Source organism: Streptomyces specialis (assembly GCF_001493375.1).
In the GTDB taxonomy this organism is placed as follows: domain Bacteria; phylum Actinomycetota; class Actinomycetes; order Streptomycetales; family Streptomycetaceae; genus Streptomyces; species Streptomyces specialis.
Genome location: NZ_LN929838.1, coordinates 131366 through 157348, shown reverse-complemented (window position 1 = coordinate 157348; position 25983 = coordinate 131366). Strand labels below are relative to the sequence as shown.

14 protein-coding genes and 6 pseudogenes are annotated in these 25983 nt (G+C 68.3%); 12 read left to right on the top strand and 8 right to left on the bottom strand.

Annotated features, from left to right (window positions below):
* The first annotated feature begins 53 nt into the window (after positions 1–53).
* The 3 genes and pseudogenes from BN2279_RS29230 to BN2279_RS30980 all read left to right on the top strand — a co-directional run.
* Positions 54–656, top strand: a complete 603-nt coding sequence (locus tag BN2279_RS29230; protein ID WP_159037152.1) for a CdiA C-terminal domain-containing protein — start codon at positions 54–56, stop codon at positions 654–656.
* Positions 657–673: 17 nt separating this feature from the next.
* Complete coding sequence (locus tag BN2279_RS29225; RefSeq protein WP_159037151.1) at positions 674–1153, top strand: SitI3 family protein; 480 nt, start codon at positions 674–676, stop codon at positions 1151–1153.
* Positions 1150–1487, top strand: a pseudogene (locus BN2279_RS30980) (transposase); the annotation flags it as partial. The gene BN2279_RS29225 and the pseudogene BN2279_RS30980, both read left to right, overlap by 4 nt.
* Before the next feature lie 436 nt (positions 1488–1923).
* On the opposite strand, the gene BN2279_RS08590 reads toward BN2279_RS30980, so the two are convergent.
* From BN2279_RS08590 to BN2279_RS29220, 3 genes are all read right to left on the bottom strand, one after another.
* Complete coding sequence (locus tag BN2279_RS08590; RefSeq protein WP_059008068.1) at positions 1924–4221, bottom strand: ATP-binding protein; 2298 nt, start codon at positions 4219–4221, stop codon at positions 1924–1926.
* Positions 4218–4880, bottom strand: a complete 663-nt coding sequence (locus BN2279_RS27475) for a helix-turn-helix domain-containing protein (RefSeq protein ID WP_159037150.1) — start codon at positions 4878–4880, stop codon at positions 4218–4220. Before BN2279_RS27475 ends, BN2279_RS08590 begins: the two co-directional genes overlap by 4 nt.
* Positions 4881–5151: 271 nt before the next feature.
* Positions 5152–5517 (bottom strand): ATP-binding protein, encoded by a 366-nt coding sequence (locus tag BN2279_RS29220; RefSeq protein ID WP_059008064.1) that lies wholly within the window; start codon positions 5515–5517, stop codon positions 5152–5154.
* Between the two features lie 156 nt (positions 5518–5673).
* On the opposite strand from BN2279_RS29220, the gene BN2279_RS29215 reads away from it, so the two are divergent.
* The 3 genes from BN2279_RS29215 (at position 5674) to BN2279_RS29835 (ending at position 7000) form a co-directional block, all read left to right on the top strand.
* Positions 5674–6252 carry a helix-turn-helix domain-containing protein gene (locus BN2279_RS29215; protein ID WP_059008062.1) on the top strand — a complete coding sequence of 193 codons (579 nt, stop codon included), beginning with the start codon at positions 5674–5676 and terminating at the stop codon, positions 6250–6252.
* A 121-nt stretch (positions 6253–6373) separates the two neighbouring features.
* Complete coding sequence (locus tag BN2279_RS08570; RefSeq protein ID WP_234347623.1) at positions 6374–6655, top strand: hypothetical protein; 282 nt, start codon at positions 6374–6376, stop codon at positions 6653–6655.
* Positions 6656–6715: 60 nt separating this feature from the next.
* Complete coding sequence (locus BN2279_RS29835; RefSeq protein WP_199827691.1) at positions 6716–7000, top strand: hypothetical protein; 285 nt, start codon at positions 6716–6718, stop codon at positions 6998–7000.
* Here the strand turns inward: BN2279_RS29835 and BN2279_RS27465 are convergent.
* Together BN2279_RS27465 and BN2279_RS08560 are read right to left on the bottom strand one after the other, a co-directional pair.
* Positions 6907–7173: pseudogene (locus BN2279_RS27465) on the bottom strand (helix-turn-helix domain-containing protein); the annotation flags it as partial. The gene BN2279_RS29835 and the pseudogene BN2279_RS27465 sit on opposite strands and share 94 nt — an antisense overlap.
* A 125-nt stretch (positions 7174–7298) precedes the next feature.
* Positions 7299–10892, bottom strand: a complete 3594-nt coding sequence (locus BN2279_RS08560) for a CRISPR-associated endonuclease Cas3'' (RefSeq protein WP_079031988.1) — start codon at positions 10890–10892, stop codon at positions 7299–7301.
* A gap of 904 nt (positions 10893–11796) precedes the next feature.
* Here BN2279_RS08560 and BN2279_RS08555 point away from each other — a divergent pair.
* The 3 genes and pseudogenes from BN2279_RS08555 to BN2279_RS08545 form a co-directional block, all read left to right on the top strand.
* Positions 11797–12386: pseudogene (locus BN2279_RS08555) on the top strand (transposase); the annotation flags it as partial.
* Between the two features lie 82 nt (positions 12387–12468).
* Positions 12469–14040, top strand: coding sequence for an ISL3 family transposase (locus tag BN2279_RS08550; RefSeq protein WP_324612829.1), 1572 nt, complete (start codon positions 12469–12471; stop codon positions 14038–14040).
* A 37-nt stretch (positions 14041–14077) separates the two neighbouring features.
* Positions 14078–14788, top strand: a pseudogene (locus BN2279_RS08545) (IS256 family transposase); the annotation flags it as partial.
* An 84-nt stretch (positions 14789–14872) separates the two neighbouring features.
* Here BN2279_RS08545 and BN2279_RS08540 read toward each other — a convergent pair.
* Both BN2279_RS08540 and BN2279_RS28490 read right to left on the bottom strand, forming a co-directional pair.
* The gene (locus BN2279_RS08540) at positions 14873–16408 is read right to left on the bottom strand and encodes an ISL3 family transposase (RefSeq protein ID WP_456112200.1); all 1536 of its coding nucleotides are present in this window, start codon (positions 16406–16408) and stop codon (positions 14873–14875) included.
* 73 nt (positions 16409–16481) lie between these two features.
* A pseudogene (locus tag BN2279_RS28490) lies at positions 16482–17292 on the bottom strand (IS5 family transposase).
* An 80-nt stretch (positions 17293–17372) separates the two neighbouring features.
* Between BN2279_RS28490 and BN2279_RS28485 the strand changes: the two are divergent.
* Positions 17373–18187: pseudogene (locus BN2279_RS28485) on the top strand (IS5 family transposase); the annotation flags it as partial.
* 82 nt (positions 18188–18269) lie between these two features.
* Here BN2279_RS28485 and BN2279_RS31440 read toward each other — a convergent pair.
* On the bottom strand, positions 18270–18470 hold the full coding sequence (locus BN2279_RS31440; protein ID WP_059008050.1) for a DUF397 domain-containing protein: 201 nt from the start codon (positions 18468–18470) through the stop codon (positions 18270–18272).
* A 4815-nt stretch (positions 18471–23285) separates the two neighbouring features.
* Between BN2279_RS31440 and BN2279_RS29210 the strand changes: the two genes are divergently transcribed.
* Together BN2279_RS29210 and BN2279_RS29830 are read left to right on the top strand one after the other, a co-directional pair.
* A complete protein-coding gene (locus BN2279_RS29210) occupies positions 23286–25538 on the top strand; it encodes a hypothetical protein (protein ID WP_159037146.1) in 2253 nt (750 codons plus the stop codon).
* Positions 25539–25578: 40 nt separating this feature from the next.
* Positions 25579–25965, top strand: coding sequence for a hypothetical protein (locus tag BN2279_RS29830; RefSeq protein WP_199827674.1), 387 nt, complete (start codon positions 25579–25581; stop codon positions 25963–25965).
* The last annotated feature ends 18 nt before the right edge of the window (positions 25966–25983 follow it).

The following is a 25983-nucleotide window of genomic DNA, read 5'->3' as shown; positions in this document are numbered from 1 at the left end:
AGATTCGGCCTCTGCGCCGTGAGCAGGCATCAGTGGGACTAGTGAAAAACGGCATGCCCGACGTCGCGCAGCCAGCAGCCCCACAAGCCGAGAAGAGACAGGACAACCTCGCAGAGGCGACCCCTTCATCGCAGGCGTCCAAAGAAGCAGAAACACGCACGCCCCCGCCCAGCCCGGAAAGTGCGCAAAAGGTTGACCGAAATGAGACAATCGAGCTAGATCGCACAACGCCGTCTGGGCGACCAGACGTCGACGCCCTTCCGCGTGGAACTCCGACTGCAATACCTCCAGCCCAAGACGCAGGCGGAAAAAGAAATCTTAGGCGCGAGAATGAGGCAGCGATTATTCTCGCCAAGAAGGGGTACGACATCGAACAAAATCCTGCAGTGCCAGGAGGTAAAAAACCTGACTATCGCATAGAGGGGCGAATCTTCGATGGATACGCACCGTCAACCGATAAGCCTGCAGGGATCAGAAAAAAGATGAGGAAAAAGGTCGAGCGTGGGCAGGCCGACCGAATCGTGCTGTCCATGGTGGATTGCCCGGTTGAGCCTGACGTGATCCTGAGGGACTTGGAGCGGCATCCGCACAATCGACCAAAGGAGGTCATCATGATAAATGGCGATGGCGACATTTCTCGTCTCTGGCCAAGGTGATTCAGGAGGTCTTCCGTATGGCCATTGTCTATGATTACGAGATAGTGACAGCCTTGTCGCCGGTGTCCGTTGCTCGCATTTTCGCCGAGGCGGCTCAAGAGACTGGACTGTTCCACGCTTTTTGCACCCCAGAGCAATTACTCGAAGGGGAAGCCACGGTGCACGGCACGTGGGTCCGAGTGGGAGAATATGAGCGAGGAGGGCCGGATCCAATGCTTGCGGAGGTTCTCGTCGATGCAACTGTTTGGATCATCTTCAGGTTTCACAACCTGCGCGATAGGATCCAGCAGGCAAGTGACATGATCCGGCAAGTTTCCATCCTGTTGGATCGAATCGAGGGGGATGCGGCTCTACATCGTGATAGTGAGGACCTTCTGCTAGTGCGCCGACTAGGTCAGCTCATCGTCAGCGACGACGATGCACTCTGGCCTGGATACCGCTTGGACATACTCTCGCAGTCATATCGCCGTGCCCCACTTGTCTTTCCTGAGGAATGATCGGCCGGCCGGTGCCCACCAACCGCCATGGACAGCAAGGCATGGAAGGAATCCTGCGCCGATCCGCCATCGGGAAGATCACTACGATCGCCGATGGCGGCTACCTGGGCGTCGGCTTGGTCATCCCCTGCTACCGCAAGCGCAAGGACGAGGAACTGCCCGCCTGGAAAGAGGATCAGAACCCTCACACAGGAGTGTCCGGGCCCGTGTCGAGCACGTCTTCGTCCGCATGGAGAATAGGAGGATCCTCCGCGACTGCCGCCTCAAAGGCGATAGTGTCCACCACGCCATGCTCGGCATCGCCCGCCTCCACAACCTCAACCTTGTCGGATAGACGAACGCGCGGCGCGCCAGCGAGACACATCAAAGATCATTTACGGGACAGCCCTTACGACCTCGTGCATGGTTGGCGGTGAGGCGTCGAGCTCTTGATCGTTGATCATGGTTTGTGTGGTAGGGATCGCGACTTGCTCAGTGATCATCAGCGACCGGAGGATCACGGACATCTCAGAACCCCGTCGCACAACGCCCGGGTTCTGAGAGGACTTCTGTGAATGGCGACCTGGAGAAACGTGGCCGCTTTCCGGGGATGTCGAGAGCTCTCACAGATGGTCATTTGTGTGAACCACCCTGCGTCGCAGCGGCACCGCAGGCCCCAAGCCGCCGCACGACGGGCTCTTGTGGCGACCGGGCCGGGAGGGCGCCGACCTGCGCGGCGCCTCCCCTCTACGGCACCCGCCCGGGGCGGGTGGTGTCCGGGCGAGGGCGGTTCAGGGTTGGGGGTGTTCGGTTTCGAGCTTGTGGAGGTAGGTGGTGGCGGGTCCGGTTTCGGCGGCGCCGATGCGCTGGTAGATCGTGACCGCTTCGCGGAGGCTGGTGATGGCCTGCTGGTGGTGGCCGAGGGCGTGGTGGGCGCGGGCGGTGCCTTCGAGGGCGCGGGCTTCGTCGATGGGGCTGTTGACCTGGCGGGCGAGAGTGAGGGCCTGCTGGTAGGTGTCGAGGGCGGCGTGGCGCTGGTGGGTGGCGGTGTGGAGGTCGCCGGTGGCGTTGAGGGTTTCCGCCTCACCCTGCGGGTCGCCGACGTCGTGGAACAGGGCGCGGGAGCGGGCCAGGAGGTCAGCGGCCTGGGGGAAGTTTCCTTGCTGGGTGCTGGTCTGGCCCATCAGTTGCAGGGTGTTGGCCTGGCCGTGACGGCTGCCGAGGGCGGTGAAGAGGTCATAAGCCTGCTGGGCCAGCTGCCCTGCCCCCTCGTAGTCGCCCGTCGCCCGCCGCACCCGGCCCAGGTCGAGCAGGGCGTACGCCTGGCCTTGGCGATTGCCGAGGGTGGTGAAGAGGTCGTGGGCCTGCTGGGCCAGCAGCCCCGCCTCACCGTAATCCCCCGTCAGCCGCCGCACCTGGCCCAGGTCGAGCAGGGCGTACGCCTGGCCTTGGCGATTGCCGAGGGCGGTGTAGAGGTCATACGCCTGCTGGGCCAGCCGCGCCGCCTCACCGAAGTCACCCGCCCGCCGCCGCACCCAGCCCAGATCAGCCAGGGCGCCGGCTTCAACGTGACGGTCCCCCAGGGCTCGGGCGGTGTGGGCGGCGGTGTGGTGGAGGGTGGCGGCGTCGGTCCAGTGGCCGTCCTGGTCGAGGTGGGCGGCGAGGGCGTGGGCGAGAAGGAAGGCGTGGGGCCAGGCGCGTGCCGCGGCGTGGTGGGCGGCGGCCAGGAGGATGGTGTGCTCGTCCCGCATCCAGGTCTGGGCCTGGTCGCGGTCGGCGAGGTATGGGCGGCAGCGTGAGATGTGTAGAGGGGTGTGGGTGAGGTGGTGGTCGGCTTGCTGGGCGGTGTGGGTGTAGTAGTCGAGCAGGCGGGTGAGGGCCTGGTCGCGCTCGTGCGGGGGGTCATGGTGGGTGTGGATGTGGGCGTAGTGGCGCAGGAGGTCGTGGAGGCGGTAGCGGCGAGGTGCGGGTTCGTCGATGAGGTGGAGGGTGTGCAGTTCCCGCAGCCGGCGGCGCGCCAGGTCGTGGGGGATGTTGTCGAGGGCGGCGGTGGCATACGGGTCGGTGTCGGGTCCGGGGTGCAGTCCGAGGCGTCGGTAGAGGCGTTGCAGGTCGGGGCCGAGGTGGTGGTAGGAGAAGTCGAAGGCCGTGTTGACGGCGCGGTCGCCGGCTTCCAGTTCGCCCAACCGGTCTTGCGAGGCAGCGACTTCGTCGACGAACTCGGTGATGGTCCAGGCCGCTTGGACGGCGAGGCGTGCGGCCAGGATGGTGATGGCCAGTGGGAGGTGCCCGCACAGGTCGACGGCTTTGTCGATGGCGGGCTGGTCGCCGGGGGTGGGGGTGCGGCGGGACAGCCGCACGAACAGTTCCGCGGCCTGGTCGGGCGGCATTGGGGCGAGGGGGAGGGGGCGGGCGCCGTCGAGGTCGAGCAGGCGGCGTCGGCTGGTGATGATGACCAGGCACTCGCGGTTGGCGGGGATGAGGGGTTCGACCTGTGCGGCGGTGGCGGCGTCGTCCAGGACCAGCAGCATGCGCCGCCCGGCGAGCCGGTCGCGCCACATGCTCGCGCGTTCGTCGATGCTGTCGGGGATGTTGCGGGGATCGATGCCCAGGCTGCGCAGCAGCTCGGCCAGGACGGTGGCGGGCTGGGCGGGGGTGGTGGTGTGGGTGTTCAGGCGGACGAAGCGGTGCCCGTCTGGGTAGCGGTCGGTGAGCAGGTGGGCGGCTCTGGTGGCCAGTGCGGTTTTGCCGACGCCGGGCATGCCGTCGACGGTGTGGATGGTGATCAGCGGCGTCCGTCCCGCCTGGGCCGTTTCGACCAGGCGCTGGAGTTCGTCGTGGCGGCCGGTGAACTCCGCGATGTCCCTGGGGAGGTCGCTGCCCCGGGGGATGGGCGGCGGGGGCGCCGGTTGGTGGATGTGCTGGGTGTTGTGGCTTCCGCCGAGCTGGAAGGCGATGCCGCTGGAGCCGTGCACTTCTACCACCGGTCCGTCTCCCGCCGCGGCGGGAGGTGTGTCCAGCCGGTGGGGGGTGGTGTCGTCGTGCTCGTCGCCGGCCGGGTCCGGGTCGGCGGGGGACGCGGGCGTCACCGCTCGTCCCCGGCCGGCGGGGCAGGCGGAGGCTGGTGGATGTGCTGGGTGTTGTTGCTGCCGCCGAACTGGAACCCGACCCCGCTGGCCCCGTGCAGGCTGATCCGGTACTGGCCAGCCTCTTCACCGGGCGCGGGCGGCAGTTGCGGCCCCGCCTCCACACCTGCGGAGTTGCGGGTCGGGTCGCTGCCAGGAGCTGGGCCGGGCCCGTCCGGAGGGTGCGCGGTGCCGGGCGGCTGGCGCCGGGCGGTGCGGGCGGTGTGGAAGGCCCGCCACAGCCCGGTCAGGGTCTGCCCGGAGGCGAGGGCACGGTCGGCGGCCTCGGCGAATTCCCTGGAGGGGGCCTGGCGGCAGGCGACGATGTGGCTGATGTACGTCGGGGTGTAGCCCATCAGGCCGGCCAGCGCGTTACGGGTCAGTGCGCGCCCGGCGCGCAGCCGTTCCAGCTCGGCCGCGAACGCCTCAGCCGCCTGCCGTTCAGGGCTGGGTTCCCCGGCCGGCCGCGTGCCGGGCGGGCCCTGGGTCGGCGGACTGCCACCGGACGGCGGGGCGGTGGGCACGGCGGGGAGGTGCCCGTCCCGGCGGGCGGGTACGAGGGCGCCCTGGTCGTCTAAGCGGCCACTGCCTGCGCCGTCCACGTCCGCGTCCCCCTGCGTCACAGTTCCCCATCCACTCCCCAACCACGCGAACTCACCCGTCCACAGGGCTAGTTGGCCCCGCTGCGGGTCGCGCGGATTGGCATGGCCACGTTTACGCGGCGGCCGGGGGCGCGCGCAAGACGCGTACCGGGGTGAGCCGTTGCGGCGGGGGGGGCGGGGGGGGCCCCCCCCCCCCCCTCCCCCCCTCCCCCCCCCCCCCCCCGGGGAGAAAACACAATGACCGGCTTTTTCTTTTAAAAAAAAAAAAAATAAAACCAAAGCAATCGATACGTTATGGTTCGCAGTCCCGACAGCCAAGAGGGCTGCGCAGCAGGTCGGCCAGGACGGTGGCGGGCTGGACGGGGGTGGTGGTGTGGGTGTTGAGGCGGACGAAGCGGTGCCCGTCGGGGTAGCGGCCGGTGAGCAGGTGGGCGGCCCGGGTGGCGAGGGCGGTTTTGCCGACGCCGGGCATGCCTTCGACGGTGTGGATGGTGATCACCGGCGTCCGCCCGGCCTCCGCCGTTTCGATCAGGCGCTGGAGTTCGTCGTGGCGGCCGGTGAACTCCGCGATGTCCCTCGGCAGGTCGCTGCCCCGGGGGACGGGCGGCGGTGGCTGCGGCTGGTGGATGTGCTGGGTGTTGTGTTCACCGATCTGCACACCACTGGACGCGCGCAGATCAAACGCCCTGCCATCCCTCGCCGCTGCGGGCTCCTCCGGGGCCTTGGGCCGGCCCGGTGCGGGGTCGTTGGTCGCGTCGCCACCGCCGACCCGGACCGTACCCCGGCCCCGGCCGGGCCCCCGGGGACGGATCCGGTGGAGGAGGCCGCCGCCGTGTTCGTCCGGGAACTGGTGCGGCTGCGTACGGGGCGCAGGTGGTCGCGGCGCCAGACGGCGGCCCGCATGGGCCTCGACAAGTCCTACGTCTGCCACATCGAGAACCGCACCGAGAACCCCAGCGAGTCCTTCGCCTGCGCCGCGGACAAGGCCCTGGGCTCCGGCCACACCGTGACCGCGCTGTGGCGCGTCTACGACACCGCGCGTACCGCTGCCAGGGGGGCTCCGGCGCCGCTGCCGTCCGGTACCACGGACAGCCAGCCGGAACCGACGCTTCATCCGGTCGCCGCCGAATCTGGACGGCCGCCCGCTGGGCAGGTTGTCAGCGGCAGCTCCATCAGCGCGGGGATCGTTCAGATCCGGAGCGCGGGCGGGAGCGTACGGATCATCCACCACGGCACCACTGCGACTCCCGCTGTCCTGCCGCCCGCCCCGGCCGGTGGCGTACCGGTGGGCGCGGAGGAGGGCGGGGAGACGGTCCTGGGCTCGGCGGTGGCCGGGCCGGTCTACCAGATCACCGACGTCACCGGCGACATCGAGATCGAGCACGACCGGTGAACACCCCGGCCCAATCCAGCCCGATCCCCGCGTCGTCGGCGCCTCTCCCGCATCTCCCTCAGGCCCCCCTGGTCCTGGCCCTGGAGCGGCTGTCACCGCTGCCGCCTTTACGGGCCAGTGGGTGTCGGGGGCGACGGTGTTCGGTCCGGTGATTCAGGTTGCCGGTGTCGCCGGGAGTGTGGAGATCATGACCGGTCAGGCCTTCTACCGTGTCGACGCCTTCCTCCCGCCCAGCGCCCCGCCTGGGGTGGGGGCGGCGCGTGCGCAGCCAGCGCGGCTGCTCCAAGCCCGCTACGTGGTGATCCCTTTCACCGGCCGCGAAGCCGAACTCGCTCGTCTGACCGCCTGGCGTGACGGGCGGGAGGGGGTGTCGGTGCTGCTGGTCCACGGGCCCGGCGGGTAGGGCAAGATCCGCCTCGCCGCCCGTTTCGCGCACACATCCCAGGCGGCAGGGTGGGAGGTCGTGCAGGCCAGGCACCACAGCGACCCGGCTCCCGCCACTACCCTCACCCCGGACAGCCCTGGCGGCGGGCCGGAGGCGGGCGGCTCGGCGGCGGGGCTGCTGATGGTTGCCGACTACACCGAACGGTGGCCCGCCGACGACCTCGCGACACTCCTCGGACACGCCGGCAGGCAAGGCCGGCTCCAGCGAGAGATCGGGCCCAGCCGCTGGATCACCCGGCACACCGTCGCCGGACAGACGCCGAACAATGGCGCGAGCTGCCGCATCGTGAGGTTCGTGCGGTAGTAGAAAGCCACCAGCAGCACCCGCTCCGGCAGCGGCAGACACCACGGCCGGCCGATCCGGGGGCCGTCACCGCCCCGTTCACGCACCACCCTCACCAACCGCCGGAACTGCGGCTCCTGCAGCCCCGTGAACACCTCGGTGCACACCGGCTCAGCCCGTAAGACGCCACCCATACATCCGGAATGCCCAGGTCACACCCTTCTGCAACACGCTTTAGAACCCGAGCATCCGGGCCGGGTTACGATTCAAGCGACGCCGACAGTCGTTACCCCTCGGCCTGGCCTCCACCATGAGCTTGTCAGCTCACCGAGAGCCCGACATTGGAGATTTCCAGTCTGCGCTCGCCCAATCGGCAGGACCAGCGCCCATCTTCCGTCCGCCGCATGAGCAGGAGTAGAAGCCCCCTGAGTAGCGGCTGCCGTAGCCATGTCTCTGGAACCTCGTTCTCAGCGGTCCGGTCGGCCAGCCATGAACTGGGAATCGGCACGGTGCGGCTCATCAGTGCGACTACCTCGTCGGGACGCGGGTCGCCGGTCGCTTCCGTTGGCATTGGTTCCGTTTGGGCGGGATCCAGCCATCTACTGTCGTCGGCATGGACGTAGATGCAGATGGCGAGGCCAGTCTCGGCACCGGTCCAGTCGGCCAGCAGGTCGTCCGTGATGCCGGGGGGGGCGTTGGTCAGCGCCGCGAGGTCGCCGCCTACACGGAAGGGCTCGGGAATCGTCAGAGCCTCCGCCTGGACCCTTGCTGCGGTTTCGGGCTCCTCCTGGTGTGTGCTCGCGGGATGCACCGACTCGATGAGTGCTGGGACGTCTTCGGGCACCACGAGCCTCCCACCGGCCAGTCCGGTCAGCGCAGTGGTGGTTCGGTCGAGAAGCCCCTCATCATAGATCTGCTCCGGGCCATTCGAAGCGCCGTTCCGGGAGCCGCGGCTCAGCGGATCGAGAACCACTAGACGTGGATCGTCCGATCCTCCTGCCCACCCTGGCCTCGGGACACCCGGATACCGCTTGCTCAGGTCGGCTCGCCGGAGAAGGTGCGCCAAGGGGGCGAGGTCACTGACCACCAGGTCGAAGTCCAAGTCGAGTGAATGTTCGACGACCTGGGTTGTGACCAATACGGTCGGCCCTCGGCCGGCACTGCGATCGTCGTCGGTTGGTCTGCCGAGGGCTGCCTGGCAGGCTTCCGAGGTCCGACGCCGCTGGTCAGACGGCAGCCGGGGATGCAAGAGTCGCAGCCCGCCCCTTCGTGTCGCGAGCCGAGGGAAGGCGAACTCCAGGTCGCGGTAGGTGAGTTGTGCTTCGGAGACGGTGCTGCAGCAGACTAGTACACAGCCTCCCTCGTCAAGCACGGGTGCCACGAGGCCGCGGAGAGCCTCGCGACGGGAACCTTGCTTCGGACTCTGCTCAGGTGGCTCCTGGACGTCCCACGTCACACTCAAACGGTCGACGGTCAGATACCGCGACCGGCTGCGCCTCACCGCGTGCGCCACCATCTCGCCCGTCTCCGCATCGATGTAGAGCCACCCCCGATCCGGCGGCTTGACGCTCGTGCGGTCGGTGAAACCTGCCCCGCGTCGATAGGCATACGCCAGGGAGGAAGAGGCGCTCTGGGTGACGGTATCGGACAGCATCACGACCGGCGTCTGCAGTGCCCCGAGCCACTCCAGGAATCGGGCCAGCAGGCGGCGCAGCCACGGCTCGTACGCCTCAGCCACATCCAGGACGACCACCTTGTTCGCGGTACCGAGCATGCGCACGACGTTGTGCCGTCCAGCGATCACCGCCATGAGGAGCTGGTCCAGGGTGCCGATGCTCAAGGGCGCGAGCAACCCCCGATGGCGTCCACGCAGCCACCGGGCGGAGTCCGCCTCTACGCTGGGAACGTCGATCCCCGGCCATGGGCCGTCGGCCTCAACCAGCCCTGCCGGATCGACGGCCAAGTGTCTCAGCCGCACCGAAGGCCCCGTCCACGAGAGGTTATGCAGCAGGGTCAGCGGCTGCTCTCCTTTCACGGCGTCCCTGGCGAAGTGCTTGACCCGCCCATACATGGCGTCGGCCGTGGCCGTGGTCGGCATTGCGACGTGGAGCCCACCCGCGCCAGAGGTCCGGGCCAGGATCGATGCCGCGCGCAGAGCCGCGTCGGTCTTACCCTCTCCTGCCGGAGCGGTCACCAGAACCAGGCCCGGCCCCTTCGCGACGGCCGGCAGTCGCTCGTCCACATCGATCGACAGCCCGTTCACCGGGGCGAGCAGGCGGTCCTGATCCGCCTGTTCACGGAACACTACGGCGCCCAGCCCGGCCCGCTTCACCAGCGTCGGAGCCGTCGCCAGGGCGGTGTTCCAGTGTTGTTCCAGGTCCGCGTCAGTGCCCCACCAATCGGCTGCCGGCATCCTGGTCTCAACAATGTCGGAGCCGCTCGCGAGCCAGTTGGCCACCGTCACGAGCCCGGCGAGGATGGCTGCCATTGGAGCCGACAGGGCACGCTGCGGGATCTCTCGGGCCCCAGTGAGCTTCCACACTGCCGCGGTGTGTGCGCGGCGCTGGCCTTCCCATCCCTGCTGCCGCATGCCCGGATGGAGATCCGTCACCGCTCGGAGCTGTTTGTGGAGAATGGCCTTACCGAAGCGGCCGTGATGTCCCCCCACTAGTTGGGCGATCTGATGGCTTACGGAGAACCGGCGGACCCGGGCTCGGGGGTAGCCGAGTTCGTCCAGGATTTGGGCGAGTGCCCAGTGGGTCGCTGTGTCGTGCCGAAGGCCGGGCTCCGCTGGTTCGGGGTCGGCGTACCGAGGGTCCGTGGCGATGGACGTGAACGGCTCCGGCGCTCGGGACTGAAAGGCTGGCGTGACTTTCCCGATGTCGTGCAACCCGGCCCAGAAGCAGACGGCGCGTCGGCACCCTTCCTCCGACATCCCCAGCTCCGCTGCGAAGCGCGACCGTAGCCGAGTGCCCAGCATCTCGTCCCACAGGGCTCCGGCGACGGCGGCGGTGTCGAGGAGGTGACAGATCAGGGGGTACACCAGTCGCGAGGAGCTCACGTACTTAGCCCACATCCGGCTGTCGAGCCCTACTCCCGCCGACTCTGGGAACGGAAAGGAACTCTGCACGGGGGAACGGGCGACCGCCATCCGGTCGGGTTCGCTCCGTGCACCCACATCAACGAACTTCGTGTGCGGTGCCGGTCCATCGTCAGCGTTGCCGCTCGTCTGCTCCATGGCTGGTGACGACCCTGCGATGTGTTCTGGGCCCTTAGCGGCCGATGTCCTCAGCAGGGCGGTCTTCGCCGCAAGCCACTTCTGCTTCATCGTCACGACGTCACCCTCACCACCCGCCGCGTTCACAACTCGCAGAAACTCCTCGACCAGCTTCCAACTCGGCACAGACGAGCCCGAGAGCGCCCGGCTCAGAGACGAGGCACTAGTGCCCACGTCGTCGGCCAGCCTTCTGAGACTTCGCGATCCCACCCTCTTGTGAAGCTCCCGGAGCTCAGCGGCGAATTCACGGCGTGCGGAAGCAGCGTCGAGGAGTCCAGCCGGCAACTCGAAGACCGCCTCAGACAGGCCCGGCTCGCGACCCGTACCCCGATGTCCCTCCGATCCACTAGGCTCCATATCGGAAGACGCCAACTCGATCTGTGCCAGCACCGATTGCCGCCTAGCCAGCCACGATTCCACGTGGCCGCCCCACGCGGACACCAGCGCCTCGACGACCTCTACCGACGGAACACGGGTGCCGCTCATCGCCGCGTAAGCAGTTGACGGGGCGACGCCGCCTTCTCGAGCCGCGTACGCCAGCGACAGGCCTGAGGCATCTTGCAGTTCACGGAGCGCGCGGGCGAAAGCTGCCTCCGGGCCGGAGCGGTTGTCGATCGATCGAAAGCGGCGTCCCATGGCGATGTCTCCCAAGTTGTCAAGGCCCCTCGAGCCCAGCCGATTGTCTCCCGAGTGCGAAACATCGCCTTAGATAATCCCGAGAGGATGCAACACCATACTCTCCTTGAGATGGGCTATGCTGTCACCGCTCGTTGCCCTGACCGTGCGTCACCGGCGACGAGTCAGGCTGATGGTCCATAACTAGGACCGCAGGACTGCCCGGTCTGCCGACAAAGCAGGTCGTCGTTCCACCTCGCTGGGTTATGGGTGGGCTCCGCAGGCTGTGCTCCCTCACGGGCGCAGGCTGCAGGTCCACCGTTCCCTACGACGAGGAGGCGCCATGCCCGACCACGATCCACCTGCGGAGGAGCCTGAAGGCACAAGGCTGAAGCCCCCGAAGGAGGAGAAGGAGCAAGAACGGCGCCGTAGTGACAGGATCCGTCTGCTGGCAACGGCAGTGGACTCGGCCCGGTTGATCTGGGAGGTTTTCAAGGCGCTCTAAACCTGCCGAACCGGATGACTCGAAGGAGGCCACCTCCGAGCCATCCGGCTACTACGGAACAGCTGGGTCGTCCTCGCGTTGGCTGGTCAGTCAGAGGGCGGCCCGGCCATCCCCGATGTCATCGCGCACATCGAGGCTCTTCAATTTACAACCTCACCCCGCAGGTTATCTTCTTCGCCTGACGGTCTTGGGCATCGGCCGTGCGCACAGGGCACGAGGGGGTCGGTAGGGGCCGGCCGCTCTCATGAGCACAGAGCGGGAAACGACCTTGTCGAGCTAGATGACCGTCACGCCTCATCGTCGGGCGGGGGCGGTCGGCCGCGGCGCAGCAGCCCCAAGCGCACGTCCCTCGTGCTGCTGCACTGCAAGGGGTCGGGACTGTAAAACGAGTGGTGTATCCCGATCATGGAAGATGCACCTGTGACCAGCGAGAACACGTCCAAGAACGGTCCTGTCGAGGCGCCTGAGGCCAAGGCGTCGGTGGCGGTGGAGCAGGGGTTGATCGACCAACTCGTCGACCGCGCGCAGGCCGAGGGTCTGCAGTTGACCGGTGAGGGCGGGCTGCTCCAACAGCTGACGAAGCGGCTGCTGGAGTCCGCGCTTGATGGCGAGATGACCGACCACCTCGGCTACGACAAGCACGATCCGGCCGGCAGGAACAGCGGCAACAACCGCAACGGCACCCGCTCCAAGACCGTGCCGACCGATGTCGGGCCGGTGGAGATATCCGTGCCCCGCGACCGGGAGGGCACCTTCGAGCCGAAGATCGTCCGTAAGCGGCAAAAGCGCCTGACCGGGGTGGACGAGATGGTGATCTCCCTGTCCGCGAAAGGGCTGACCACTGGGGAGGTCCAGGCCCACCTGGCCGAGGTCTACGGCGCGGAAGTGTCCCGCCAGACGATCTCCACGATCACCGACAAAGTCCTGGACGGCATGGCCGAATGGCAGAACCGCCCCCTCGACCCGTCTGCCCCGTGGTCTTCATCGACGCCATCCACGTGAAGATCCGGGTTCTGTCGACGGTCTTGTGATCCGGACGGACGAGCGGCGGTTCCCATCTGTTCGCGATCATGCATCGCGTGTTCTCGTGATGTGCTTGTGGAGCTGTTTCCGTACCTGTCCGCGTTGCTGTTCGACGAGGTCGAAAGGAGCGCGGGTGTTGTCGTGCTGAGGGCTCGTGTGCGAACTACGGCCGGGACCTGTCGGTGCGGCCGGAGCTCCGGGCGGGTGCACGGCCGCTACATCCGCAAGCTCCGCGACGTTGCCGTCGGTGGCTTGGGGGTTGTGATCGAGTTACAGGTACGGCGCTTCCGCTGTGAGAACTCCGCCTGCCCAGCGGTCACGTTCGTCGAGCAGGTCCCCGGGCTGACCGTGCCGCATGGCCGCTATACCCCGCTGCTGCGTGGCGTACTGACCCAGATCGGGCTGGCTCTGGCGGGCCGTGCGGGGGTGCGGATGGCCGCCGCCATCGGCGTCACAGTGGGGCGGGACACGCTGCTGCGGCTGGTGCGGGCCCTGCCCGACCCGCCGGCCAGGGTCGTGGAGGTGCTCGGCGTGGACGACTTCGCCTTCCGCAAGGGACGGCACTACGGCACGGTGCTGATCGACATGGCCTCCCACCGCCCCCTGCACCTGTTCGACGGCCGTGAGGGCGAGGACCTGGCCGCCTGGCTGAGGCAGCATCCCGAGGTGAAGGTGATCTGCCGGGACCGCTCGGGCGGCTACGGAGAAGGCGCACGGGGCGGGGCTCCCCAGGCCAAGCAGGTCGCCGACAGGTTCCATCTGTGGCGCAACCTCGGCCAGGCCGTGGAGAAGACGGTCAACGGCCGCCGCTCCTGCCTGGCCGAACCGACGCCCGAATCGTCCCCGGCCGAGGTGGAGGCGGAGCCGGCCGTGGTGCAGCCGCCGCGCGAGCTGAAGATCGTGAACCGGATGCGGCAGCAGCACGCCGCCGTCCATGAGCTGTGGGAGAAGGGCCTGTCGAAGGCGGCCATCGGCCGCAAGCTCGGCCTTCACCAGGCCACCGTCCGCAAGCTGGTCAACGCCCGCGCTGTCGACGAGGTCATCGCCAGGACACTCCAGCGCGCCCACGTTGTCGATCCCTACACCGGCTACCTGCACCGCCGGTGGAACGAGGGCATCAGAAACGCCACCCAGCTCTACCGAGAGATCAAGGAACTGGGCTATCCCGGCGGTGAGCTGGCCGTTCAGCGGCATCTGCGCCGCTACCGCACCGGGCGCGGACACGCACCCGCTCCGGGCCCCAAGCCCCCGTCGGTCCGGGAGGTCACCTCCTGGATCATGACCAACCCTGAGCACCTCCACGACAAGGACGCCGACAAGCTGCACCGCCTTCGGGAGCGCGACAGCGACCTGGATCGGCTCACTGGCCATGTCCGCACATTCGCCGCGATGTTGACCGGCCGCCATGGTGACCGCCTGGACGGCTGGATCACCACTGTCGAACAGGACGGCCTGGCTCCCTTGGCGTCCTTCGCCCGCAACCTCCGCCGCGACATCGACGCCGTCCGCAACGGCCTTACCCTGCCGCACAGCTCCGGCGCCGTCGAGGGCAACATCAATCGGCTCAAGATGATCAAACGCCAGATGTTCGGACGCGCCAGCCTCGATCTCCTTCGCAAACGCGTCCTGCTCACCCGGTGAACCCCACCGTCCGCATCACAAGATCCCCGACAGAACCAAGATCCGCGACGGCGCGGTCGCCAACCGGCCCGTCTACGTGGCCCTGGCGGTCACGAGCGAGGGCACCCGCGAGATCCTGGGGCTATGGGCCGGCGACGGCAGTGAAGGTGCCAAGCACTGGTTGCACATCCTGACCGAGCTGAAGAACCGCGGCGTCGCGGACGTGCTCATGCTCGTCTGCGACGGCCTGAAAGGCCTGCCGGATGCGGTCGGCACCGTCTGGCCGGCCACCCTCGTCCAGACATGCGTGGTCCACCTCCTGCGGGCCTCCTTCCGCTACGCGGCCCGCCAGGACTGGGACAAGATGGCCAAAGCGTTGAAGCCGGTCTACACCGCCCCCACCGAGGACGCCGCCCTGGAACGGTTCACCGAGTTCGCCGACACATGGGGCGGCAAGTACCCGGCAGTCGTCAGGCTGTGGGAGAACGCCTGGGAAGAGTTCACCCCCTTCCTGCGGTTCGACACCGAGATCCGCCGCATCGTCTGCACCACCAACGCGATCGAGTCGGTCAACGCCCGCATCCGGCGGGCTGTGAAGGCTCGTGGCCACTTCCCGAATGAGCAGGCCGCGCTGAAGTGCGTCTACATGGCGATCATGTCCCTGGATCCCACCGGCACCGGCCGCAAACGCTGGACCAGCCGCTGGAAGACCGCTCTGAACGCCTTCGACATCACCTTCGACGGCCGACTCTCAGCAGCCCTCCACTAACCCAACCAACCCAGTAACCCAACCAACCCAGATACACCACTCATTGGGCTCTGTTCCGTAGTCGGTGGTGACGGTAGGTACTTGTCATCGGAGCAGGATGCGGTGGCGTAGGAGGTCGAATCCTGCTCGGCCGTGCATCTGCCGCATGATCTTCTTGGTGCGGGTGTTGACGCCTTCGGTGCGGCCGTTGCTCCACGGAAGGGTCAGGCTGGCGTTCACCGCGGCGCGGTCGAGTTCGAGACCGTTGCAGAAGCTGTGCAGGTGGGGCAGGTCGGAGGCGCGGGCCGTGGTGATCCACTGGGTGAGCTTGTTGTCGTTGGCCTGGGCCGGGGTCAGGAGCGCGGCGAACTCGCCGGTGAGTCGGGTGAGTGCGGTCATCTCCGGGCAGGCTGTGGTGAGGAGGCCGAGCAGGGCGGTGTCCTTGGTCCACAGGTGCTCGGGGCGGGTGAGCAGGTGCCGGGCGAGGCGGCGGGGGGTTGTCACTGGGCGGTCGCCTTCGGCGCGGCCCTGGTTGAGGTAGCGGACCAGCAGGTTGGCACTGCCGGTGTAGCCCCGTTCTCTGATCTCGTGCAGGAGGTGGGTGACGGGGACGGCCGGGTTCTCGGACCGGCGTCGGCGCAGGTGGTCGCGGTAGGGGTCGACCAGAGTGGGCCGGTAGCGGGGGGCGATGCGATCGGCGGGCGGTTCGGGGATGCGGGCGTAGCGCTTGACGGTGTTCAGGGCGAGGTTCAGGCGGCGGGAGCAGTCCAGCAGGCCGACGCCGGAGTCGAGGAGGGTGTGGACTTTGTGCCAGCGCTCGCGGGTGGTCTGCTCGCGGATGCCGCCGGGCCGGGGCGGGTTGACGGTGGCCCAGCACGGGGCGTGGGCGCGGACCTCGGCCAGGACCTTGTCGCACAGGTTGCGCCACAGATGCCAGCGGTCGCTGACCTGCACTGCGTCGGGCAGTGCCCGGCGGATCGCCTCGGCATAGGTGGCCGAGCCGTCCCGGCACACGACCTCGATCCCTCGCTTCCCCCGCAGCCAGGTCTCCAAGGTGGCCGCCTCGCGGTCGGGCAGAACCTCGATGCGTTCCCCGGTCTCGGCGTCGATGATGATCGTGGCGTAGCGGTGGCGGCGGCGCAGGGCGAAGTCGTCGACCCCGATCACCCGTGGGATCCGCACCGTCGGTACGGGGATGCGGCGCAGGATGCGCAGGGCGGTGGCATAGGAGACGGGCACGGCCAGCGTCCGGGTGAGCCGGGCAGCCGCCCGGCCGCATAACTCCTTGACCACCCCCGAGACCTGGCTGCTCAGACGCGTGGTGCGACGCTGAAGGCGCTCCAGCAGCCCAGGGACTTGCTCGCGGAAGGTCTGCCGCCGACAGTCCAGGACTGGGCAGACCAGACGTCGCACCTGGACGTTGACCACGACGAGGCGGCCATCCACCGGCACATCCGCGACGGTCCGGCCGTGATACCCGTGCACCTTCCCCGTCGGGACCCCGCATATCGGGCAGGGAACGGGGACATCCTGGGTCCGGGCCAGGACCCGGATCACCTCACCGTCGTCCGCCACATCATCGATGACCAGCGCCGAGAGCCCTGAAAACACCGTGGCCACAAGGGAGTTGACATCTCGCACATGACGTCAACGACGCCCGTCGCCTACCGTCACCACCGACTACGGAACAGAGCCACTCATTGGACAGACCCTTTCACTTGGTGAGTCGGCGGTAGTTGATCAGTGTGGTGGCGAGTGCGGTGAAGGCAAGGAAGTGTTCCGCTTTGCGTTCGTAGCGGCGGTGGAGCCGACGGCAGCCGGCGAGCCAGGACATCGTGCGCTCGATCACCCAGCGGTGGCGGCCCAAGCGCCGTGAGGTCTCTTTGCCGCGACGCGCGATACGGGGTGTGATACCTCGTTCGCGCAGCCATCGGCGCAGGTGGGGTAGTCGTAGCCCTTGTCCGCATGCAGTTTGTCCGGCCGGCGTCTGCGTGGCCCGCGCCGGCTGCGGACCGGCGGTATCGACGCGACGAGCGGCCGCAGGGCGAGGCTGTCGTGCGTGTTGGCTGCGGAAATACCGACCGCGACCGGCAGGCCCGACCGGTCGGTGACGAGGTGGATTTTCGATCCGTTCTTGCCACGGTCGGTCGGATTCGGTCCGGTCAGGGGCCCCGTTTGGAAGGCCCTGACGCTCACCGAGTCGATGGCGAAGCGCGACCAGTCCAGCTTACGGCGGGAGCCGAGCTCGTCCAGGACGACCCGGTGCAGGCGGGCCCAGACCCGGTCCGCGCTCCAGCGCGCGAAGCGACGGTAGACGGTCGGCCATGCCGGCCCGAACACCGGCGGGACCTGCCGTCACGTGCAGCCCGACGTCGCCACGAACACGATCGCGGCCAGACACTCACGGTCCCCGGGGCGCGCCGACGTCCGCCTCCTTGCGGGCGTATCACCACCGTCTCGGGTACCACCCGACGGAACAACTCCCACAACTCATCCGGCACCAGCCGCTCGACAAGACTCGCCATGCCCAGCACAACGACCCATCCCACAAAGGAAACGACGTCTAAGACCGTGTCCTACGTGGTGAGTCGGCCGTTGCTCGGGCATGGGGAGTTCGCGGTGGGGCTGGATCGTTCCGGACGGCCTGTGGGAGATCGCGCGGCCGTTGCTGCCGCCGTCGCGGGTGCGTCCGCAGGGCGGCGGGACGCAGAACAGCCCTGATGAGGCGGTGTTCGCGGCCATCGTCTACGTGCTGACCAGTGGGTGCGCCTGGCGGCATCTGCCGCCCTGTTTCGGGATATCGAAGTCGACCGCCCACCGCCGGTTCCTGATCTGGTCCCGGGCCGGGGTGTGGGGCTGGCTGCACCGGGCCGTGCTCGACGAACTCGCCGCCAGAGGTCTTCTCGACCTGTCCCGGATCATCCTCGACACAGCCCACGTGCGGGCCAAAAAGGGGGCGAACACACAGGTCCGAGCCCCGTGGACCGGGGTAGACCCGGTTCCAAGCTGCATGTCCTGTCCGACCGCACCGGACTGCCTGTCGTGGTCGCTGTCTCAGGTGGCAACGTCCACGACAGCGAGGGCCTGAAGCCGATGCTGGCTGGTCTCCAATCGAGACACGACCCCGAACGCGGCCGGCACTACCGCCCCGGCAAGATCCACGCCGACAAAGCCTACGACCGCGCCGACCTGCGCAGATGGATGCGAGGCAAACGTCTGGCGGTCCGTATCGCCCGCAAGGGAGTGGAGTCCAGCCAGAGGTTGGGCCGCCATAGGTGGGTAATCGAACGGACCATGTCCTGGCTGTCCGGCTACCGCCGCCTCTCGCCCCGCTACGAACGCAACCCCCGCAACTACCTGGCCTTTCTCGGACTCGCCGCCGCCCTGTGCTGCTACAAACGCCTCCGCCGACTCACCACCTGGTACCTGTCGGGTCGAGTGCCCGTCCGCACGAGACGGCGAGGCCAGATGCCGGACGAGCTGTCGGGCGACCACGCACGCTTCACAGGGGGGCGCTGATATCGCCCTTCCGCGTCCCCAGCAGGAATGCGCCCCACCCGGCATGGACGACCTTCATCACTGCGCCATTCCGGTGAACGGTGTCGCGCACGTATGCCACACCCGGCGCGAACCGGACCTCGGCACACTCCTTTTGACTGGCGCTGAAGCTGCTCTTGAACCAGTCGCCTGCTGCGGCTCGCATTATCGCCTGCCTCCCTTCCCAGCCTGGCACCTGTTGTGTGCTGGCCGGTGACCTCAGTACACCGAGGAAGAGAACCTGTGGTCAAGCAGGGCGTCGGCCTTCCGGATAGGCATATCCCGACCCGCGGCGGGCCCCTGACCCGCGACGCGCTGGGTCGGCCTGAATGGGCTATACCCCGACCTTAGAGACAGCTCGCGTTGGAGTGCGGGCAGTGCCGTAGCGGCTGCTGTGCACGCAGAGTGCGCTGCCGAGAGGGCGTTGTCGATGGTGCGCGTTATGGCGGCCGCGGTCCTCAGCGATGGCGAAGTCGGCAGACCTGATCGGGAGCCTTCGTCGCGGTTTGGTCACTCTGAGCCGGGAGATTGTTCGGCGGTGGAGAATGCTGCCGACATGAGTGATCTAACTGCCGCGCACCGCGGGTATGAGTATCAGGACTTGATGGAGGCAGGCCGCGTCGTCGACCTGCTGCTCGGTGGGATCGCCAGGGTCCATGTCGACGAGAAGCTGGTGACGGACGACCGCTTCGACGACCTCACGGTGATCAACGCGGACGGATCCCGTGAGCGGACGCAGTTCAAGCACTCGGACGAGGAAGACCCCCTCGGCTACACCACGTTCACGACCGACGACCGCGGACTGGGACTGGACCGCCTCGTGGCGGCTGCCGTCGCTGACCGGGACGGACCCGGTGCGGGCGCCACCGCCCACGGGTTGCGCATCGTGATGCGCAACGTTCCTCCGGACGACGATGCACTGAACGCTGTGATGGTGCCCGCCCGCTCCTCCGACGCGACGTTCCTGCCGGGGATGAACACCACACTCCTGCGGTTCGACGCGGAAGCGCTCTGGCGAGGGTTCGACCTGCCTGCGCGGGGCCGACGCAAGGCGGGCAACGTCTTCGGGTTCCTGACCAGTGGTGACAAGGCCGTGTTCAAGCAGGATCTGGAATGGCTGTGCGAGCACCTGGTAGTGGAGGTCGGAGCACCGGCCATGACGACAGACCTCCTGCAGCCAGGGCCGGCCGAACAGCTTCTCCTTCAACGGGTACGCGGCGAGCTCGGCGCGGGGATCTACCCCAACGAAGGACGCTCACCAGTGGACGTCGCCGAGGCGCTGATCCGCACGGTCCGCTCCGCCCGGCAGCGCGGCACCGAGGTGACACCCCGCGAGCTATTGCGCCAGGCCCAGTTGCGCAGCGACCTTGGCGCCGTCGTGCGCGCGAGCCCTGTCGACCGCGCCCTGGAAGTGGCCCGGCCCGCCACGGTCGGCGTCCTGGCGGAAGCGGCTGTGATGGCGGCAGCCGACGGGGGAGTTCTGCTGGTCACGGGCCCTCCGGGACAGGGCAAGTCCTGGGCGTGCCAGCAGCTTGTCGACCAGCTCACCGGTGACGGGTGGCTGGTCGCCGAGCACTACTGTTACCTCGGCGACGCCGACGGCGACCAGCTATCCCGGGTGGTCACCGAAACGGTCTTCGGTAGCCTGCTGGGTCGGCTGGCAGAGTCGGACCCCGACCTCGTCCAGGAGCAGCGCCCGCGTTTCGCCGCCGACGCGCAAGCGCTGACCACGGCGGTGGAGTCCGCCCTGCGCAAGGACCCCACCCGGCGCGTGGCGCTCGTCGTGGACGGACTGGACCACGTCACCCGCGTACAAGGAGGAAGGACCAGGAGGGCCGATCCCTCCCTGGCCCTCGCCGCAGTCCTCGGCTCGCTATCCCTTCCGCCCGGCAGCGTCCTCATCGTCCTCAGCCAGCCCGGAAACCACCTCGCTCCCCTCCAGGACACTGGGGCGGCTTCCGTCGCCGTGCCGCCGCTGACCGCGCACGAATGCCGCGCCGTCGCGCAGCGACTCAAACTCGTCCCGACGGCGGATGACGACCGCACCGAAGCCCTCCTGACCGACGACCGCGACGTGACCGACTTCCTGGACGGGCTACAGGAACGCTCGGGCGGCAACGCCCTGTACGCGACGTACCTCTGCCGCGAGGTCGCCCTCCGGCCGGAGACGATCACGAAAGCCGCGGCAGTGGTGCGGGCGCTCCCCGCCTACCAGGGATCGTTGGAGGACTACTACAACCACCTCTACGTCACCCTCGGCGCGGAAGCCTACGTCGTCGCGGACATCATCGCCCTGCTCGGCATGTCCGTCACCCGTGAGGAGCTCGGGCAGATCATCCCGGAGCGGGCGCACAGGATCGACGACGCGCTGAAGGTGCTCGCCCCGGTGCTCTCCGGAACGGCCGGCCCCGGCGAAATCCGCGTCTACCACGAGTCGTTCGCCCGCTACCTGCGCCTGGGCTACGACAACGACCCCGGTGCCCTGGAATCGACGCTGGCACTGATCGCCACCTGGCTGACCGGGAAAGGACTGTTCGACGACCCGCGGGCCTTCCGCCGCCTCCTGCAGATCCTCGCCGAAGCGGGACGCGACACGGAGGTGCTCGACCACATCGGCCGGGACTTCGTCACCCGCGCCGTCTCCACCGCCCACCCGGCCTCGGCTATCAGGGACAACCTGGCCACCGGCCTGCGCTGCGCCGCCAGGACGGCGAACTGGCCCCTCGTCGCGCGCTGCGTCGAACTCGCCAGGGCCGCGCAGACGTACGAGTTCGAGCGTTTCGACTCGGAACTAGTGGAATTCGCCGACGTGCCGATCGCCCTGATGGGGGCTCAGACACTGGCAGACCGGCTCCTGCACGATGGCCGGACCGTCATGCCCGCCCGGGCAGGTCTGCAGATGTGCGCCGTCCTGGACGCGGCAGGCGCCGTGGCACCCTGGCACGCGTACATGACGGCACACGACCACGAGGCCGAATCGGACGACACCTCCTACGGGGCGGAGTCCGACCGGGCCGTGGAACGGGCATACCTGCGCGGCCGGCTGCGCCTGTCGGCGACCGATCAGGGGACAGGTGAGGAGCCGCGCGAGGACGGGTCCGGCCGGCCCGTGTCGCTGGACCGCATAGCCGAGTGGCTCGAGGAACGGGGTGACCAGGCCGCGGCCGACGCGGTCGTCAAGACGCTCCTCGACACCGTCGGAATCGAGGCCGTCACCGACCTGGTGCCGTGCCTTGCAGCGGGTGGGCCGGTATGCCTCGCACTCGCCGAGCAGATCGCCACGGGTGCGGTGCCCGGTGAGGTGGGCAGCGCTGCGGACTGGGCGCAGAAGGCTGCCGACCTGGGATACCTGTCAGGAACGGTGCACCGGCTGCTCGCGCTGGGGGTCGCCGCCGCCGACCTCGCCGCAGGCCTTGCGGCAGAAGAGACTTCGACGGCCCGCGACACCCTGTTCTCCCTGACCTATGACGTACAGAACGAACAGGTCCGGTGGAGCCCCGTGCCCGTGGCCAGGTGGCTCGACGCGCTGGCGGTCACGGCACGCACCGACCCCATCGCCCTGGACGCGGCACTGGCTCTCGTCCAGGGGCCCGGCTGGTACCCCTGCTGGCTGCGGTTCGCGATCGCCCTCGCACGCGCCGAAGCCGCCGCAGCACCCACCCGGTCCGGTCTGGCCATCGAAGCCCTCGGACTCCTGACCGCAGACCTCAGCCCCTTCACCGGCAAACCCCGCGCCTGCGACCTCTACCCGATCCATCCGCTCATCGAGGAGTCGGTGCGCCGGGCGGCCACCCTCGTGTCCGACCAGGACTGGCCGCAGGCGTGGAAGACCCTCATCCACGTCAGCCGGGAAATCAGCGTCAGCGTGCGCGGCGAGATGGGCGGACCGCTGCCGGCCGACACGCTCCTGACGATCGCCGTCGAGCACACCACGCCCGCACGGCGGACTAGCGTCGACGAAGCAGTCCGCAACGAGTTCCTCCAGCAGGCCGGCGGACGCTTCTACAGCGACCTCGCCCGCTCTCTCCTCATCCACGCGCGCCTCGCCCTCACCGCCGACGACCTCGCCGAGGCCCAGGAGCACTGGCTGGCGGCCTGCCGCTTCCTGGTTGCCTACGGCTGGCGCAAGGACATCACCGTCTATGAGGTCCTGGATCCGCTGCCCGCCCTGGTCGCCGCGGACCCGGCCCGCGGGCGGGCGCGGGTGGCGCGCATCCAGCCAATGTGCGAACGCCTGGTCCTTCACACCGACGGCAAGGAGACCAACGCAGCCCGCCCGCGGTGGTGGAACGTCCTGGCCGGCGCCGACCCCGCGGCCCTCGCCGATCTCGCAGCCACCGGGCTGCTCAGCGACTGCAACGGTCCGAACCCCACTCTCCACGGCGCCCGAGAGGACCTTTGGCGCGCATGGAACGACACCGCCGACCCGGTCGTGGCAACCGCCCTGCGCATCACTCTGGACACCCCGCTCCTCCATGCCGACGCCGCACTTCTGGACCGGCTCGCCCAGACAATCGGCCCCTCCACGCCCGACGGCGTTCCACAACTGCTGCGCATCGCCCTGAGCAGGGCCGACGAGCGACAAGCGAACCCCGACGCCTCCAGCGACCAGGCCACGCCGACCGACGCACAGCTAGTCGCGGAACTCAACGCCGTCGCCGAACGCATCGGCGCGCCGCAGCTCATGCTCCTGCCCGAACCACTGGCCACCGACAGGTCCCGGAACGGCCGCAGCGTGCCCGTCCCCGCGCCTGTCTCTTATCCTGTCTCTCATGCCTCTTATCCACTCCCTCCCCCTCCCTCGCGGCTCGCAGTATTATTAACAAAAAAAAGAAGTATTGGAGGGAAGCGGCACCCAAGGAGATCTACACTATCCTCTTCGTCGGCAGCGTCAGAAGTGTAGAAGAGACAGATCCAGGTACTGCGCGCATGGCACCTGAGCCCGTACGAGACCGACACACCACAACACACCCTCGAACAGATGACAGACCTCGTCGGCGACAGCCTGCTCAACCTCGCCACCCGAGGACAGACCGACGACGCCGCACAACTCCTGCGTGCCATCGCCGGCCCCTTCGACTTCCGCGACGGCCCACTCCTGCTGCGCCGGCTCGCGGTCAAGCTCCACCAGAACGGCCACGACGCTCTCGCCGCCGAAGCCTACGCACTGACCTGGGTACGCACCCGCGGACAAGGCGGATGGCTGAACTTCGGAGGCGAGACAGCCCTTGACGCCCTTCGCGCGGCCTCCCAACTCGACCCCACCCTCACCCACCGCGTCATCACCGAAGAAGCGGAAGCAGTGGTGAGTACCGGCCGGTACGGGACCCACGGCATCACCCAGGCACTGATCTTCGCCTTCGCCCACCAAGCCCTCGCCCTGCCCCCGAACGACTCCCTCGACCTGGCCTTCGCGCTCTGGGACGAAGCCGCAGAGGTCATCGAGAACAGAGCACCCCGCGTCCACGACAGCGACGACCCCCAGCACCCCTACCGCGCCCCCGACAACGACAACGGCACCCCCGCACCCGGCGACCTCGACCACGCCTTCCCGACCGCGGCCCTGGCCGCGCTCGCATATGCCGACCGGGAAGGCAAACGCCGCGCGATGGCCGCCACGCGCTCCCTGATCACACTTCGCCCCGAAGCCACGGCACCCGCCATTGCCCTTGCGCTGGAGCAACTCTCCGATCCGGCGACCCTGATGTGGCTGCTGTGCCTCCTCCAAGAACAGGGACCCGCAGCCCAACCCGTCGTGGACCACTGCCAGCACGCACTCGAAGCACTGGCCCGAGGACCACTGCTCACCGTCCGCGCCCTCGCCCGCCGACTGCTCACCGATGCGGCCGACGTGCCCATGGGGCCCTCCGACCCGGCCGCACTTACCCCGCCGAGCCGCCTGTGGACCTCCGCTGCACAGGAGGACAGCCGGAAAGACCACGTCGTGAAGGGGATGGTCGCAGAAGTGGCCCGCGCGCGGCTGAACGAAGCCGAGAAGCTGCAGCCCGGGCTGATCCGAGCGGTCCTCGCCAAGGTCCGCCGCCAAGTCGACACCGAGCGCACCATCGAGAGGAACAAGACCCAGCTTCGCGCCAACCGCAGTGCCGACGAGGACGAGCTGCCGGACGCCTACCTCGCCATCGACGAGACCATCGAAGAGGCGATCCAGACGGTGGCAGCGGGCAGCCGCGCGCACAGGCTTTCGCAGGGCCTGGGCGCGAGCGACCCGGCCCTCTGGGAGGAACAGCTGGCCGCCGTGCTGACAGACCACCCCCGTATCCCGCTGGCCTTCGAAGAAGCACGCTGGCCGCGCCCCGACCTCCGGCTGCCACCCGGCCCCGACGACCCGTCCGACCAGGACACCCCGGCGGCCGGAACAACCGCCGAGACCACCTCCACACGCCCACTGGCACAAGCCGCCGCCCTCACCGGACAGACCCTCCCAGGCTGGCGCATCCTCGCTTCCGTCGAGGAACGCAAGTTCCTGTCACCGAGCACCAGGACGACCGGCCTGACCGTCGTGACCTTCTCAGGCCCGGAAGTGACGGACACCGGAAACCAGCAAGGCAGCACTGCCCCCTTCTTGCACGGGGACCTTGAGGAGTGGAACCGACCATTGAGGCAGTACTCCGCCGCTGACACCCCGCCGGGAACCCCGCTCCTCGGCCTCGACCGCGCCATGACCGCCGCCGCAGACGCCGCCCAAGGCCTGGGCCTGCCAAGCTTCGCGCTAACACCCACCCCATGGCTGCGTGCCGCACTGCGCCTGAAGCCCGGACCCCCGCTGACATTGGACGACGACCGCGGTCCGGCCCTGCGGCTCATCTGCTGGCGCACCGAGTACGAGCGGAGCGCCTACCACCTGCCGTGGCCACGGACGACCGGCTGCGCCGTGGTGATCCGCCCCGACTTGCTAGACATCCTATCCGAACGGGTATCCACACCGATCATCATCCAGGACATCGTCATGCGGCTGAAATCTGAGTGCAGAAAAGCAGTAAGACACCATGGTCGGAAAGAACAGCACCCGGTACCAGGTAACGAGTCCGACCCGTTCGACGCCGGGGCCCGCACACTACGTGTGCGGGCCCCGGCGTCAGGTGTGCTCGGATCAGGCGGCGGGCTCGCCCTGGAATCTGGCGGAAGAAGAGAGGAGCAGCGAAGAGCAGGTCCACCTCCGCCTCGGACGGCGGAATCCGCGGCGTCCCGTACTCGCTCCTCGCCGGGCGGTTGAACTCATCGATCGGCTGCACCAGCACGTGGCCGGTCAGCGCGTGGACGTCACCCCGGTAGCGGACGATGAGGAAGTCGTAGAACTGCGAGAGTGTCCACGCCTTGCGCTGGTCGGCCAGGAACCGATCCGCGTCCTCCGGGCCGGCCGTCCACACCGGACCGCCCAGCAAGCGTACGAACTCGAAGATCGCCCGCCGGTCGTCGGCGATCGAGCCGTCACTGATCCTGGCGCCCAGCCCGGCCAGCAGGAACTGGTCAACCAGCTCCTGCTCGAAGTCCTCGTACTCCTGCGCTGTCTCCAGCTGCTGGGGCGCCCCGATCGACCGGACGACCACGAGCGTCACCGAGCCCTCAACTCACTGCCAAGATGCCTGCATCAACGCGACCTCGCCCTCCAGGGCGGCGCGGACGAGACCAGCGCGATCTAAAACTGACGATCATCGTTG

Bases quoted from the DNA above. Each gene is read 5' to 3' on its own strand.
- BN2279_RS29230 (WP_159037152.1), top strand. From the start codon at position 54: ATGCCCGACGTCGCGCAGCCAGCAGCCCCACAAGCCGAGAAGAGACAG.
- BN2279_RS29225 (WP_159037151.1), top strand. From the start codon at position 674: ATGGCCATTGTCTATGATTACGAGATAGTGACAGCCTTGTCGCCGGTG.
- BN2279_RS08560 (WP_079031988.1), bottom strand. From the start codon at position 10,892: ATGGGACGCCGCTTTCGATCGATCGACAACCGCTCCGGCCCGGAGGCA.
- BN2279_RS31440 (WP_059008050.1), bottom strand. From the start codon at position 18,470: ATGCGAGCCGCAGCAGGCGACTGGTTCAAGAGCAGCTTCAGCGCCAGT.
- BN2279_RS29210 (WP_159037146.1), top strand. From the start codon at position 23,286: ATGACAGACCTCGTCGGCGACAGCCTGCTCAACCTCGCCACCCGAGGA.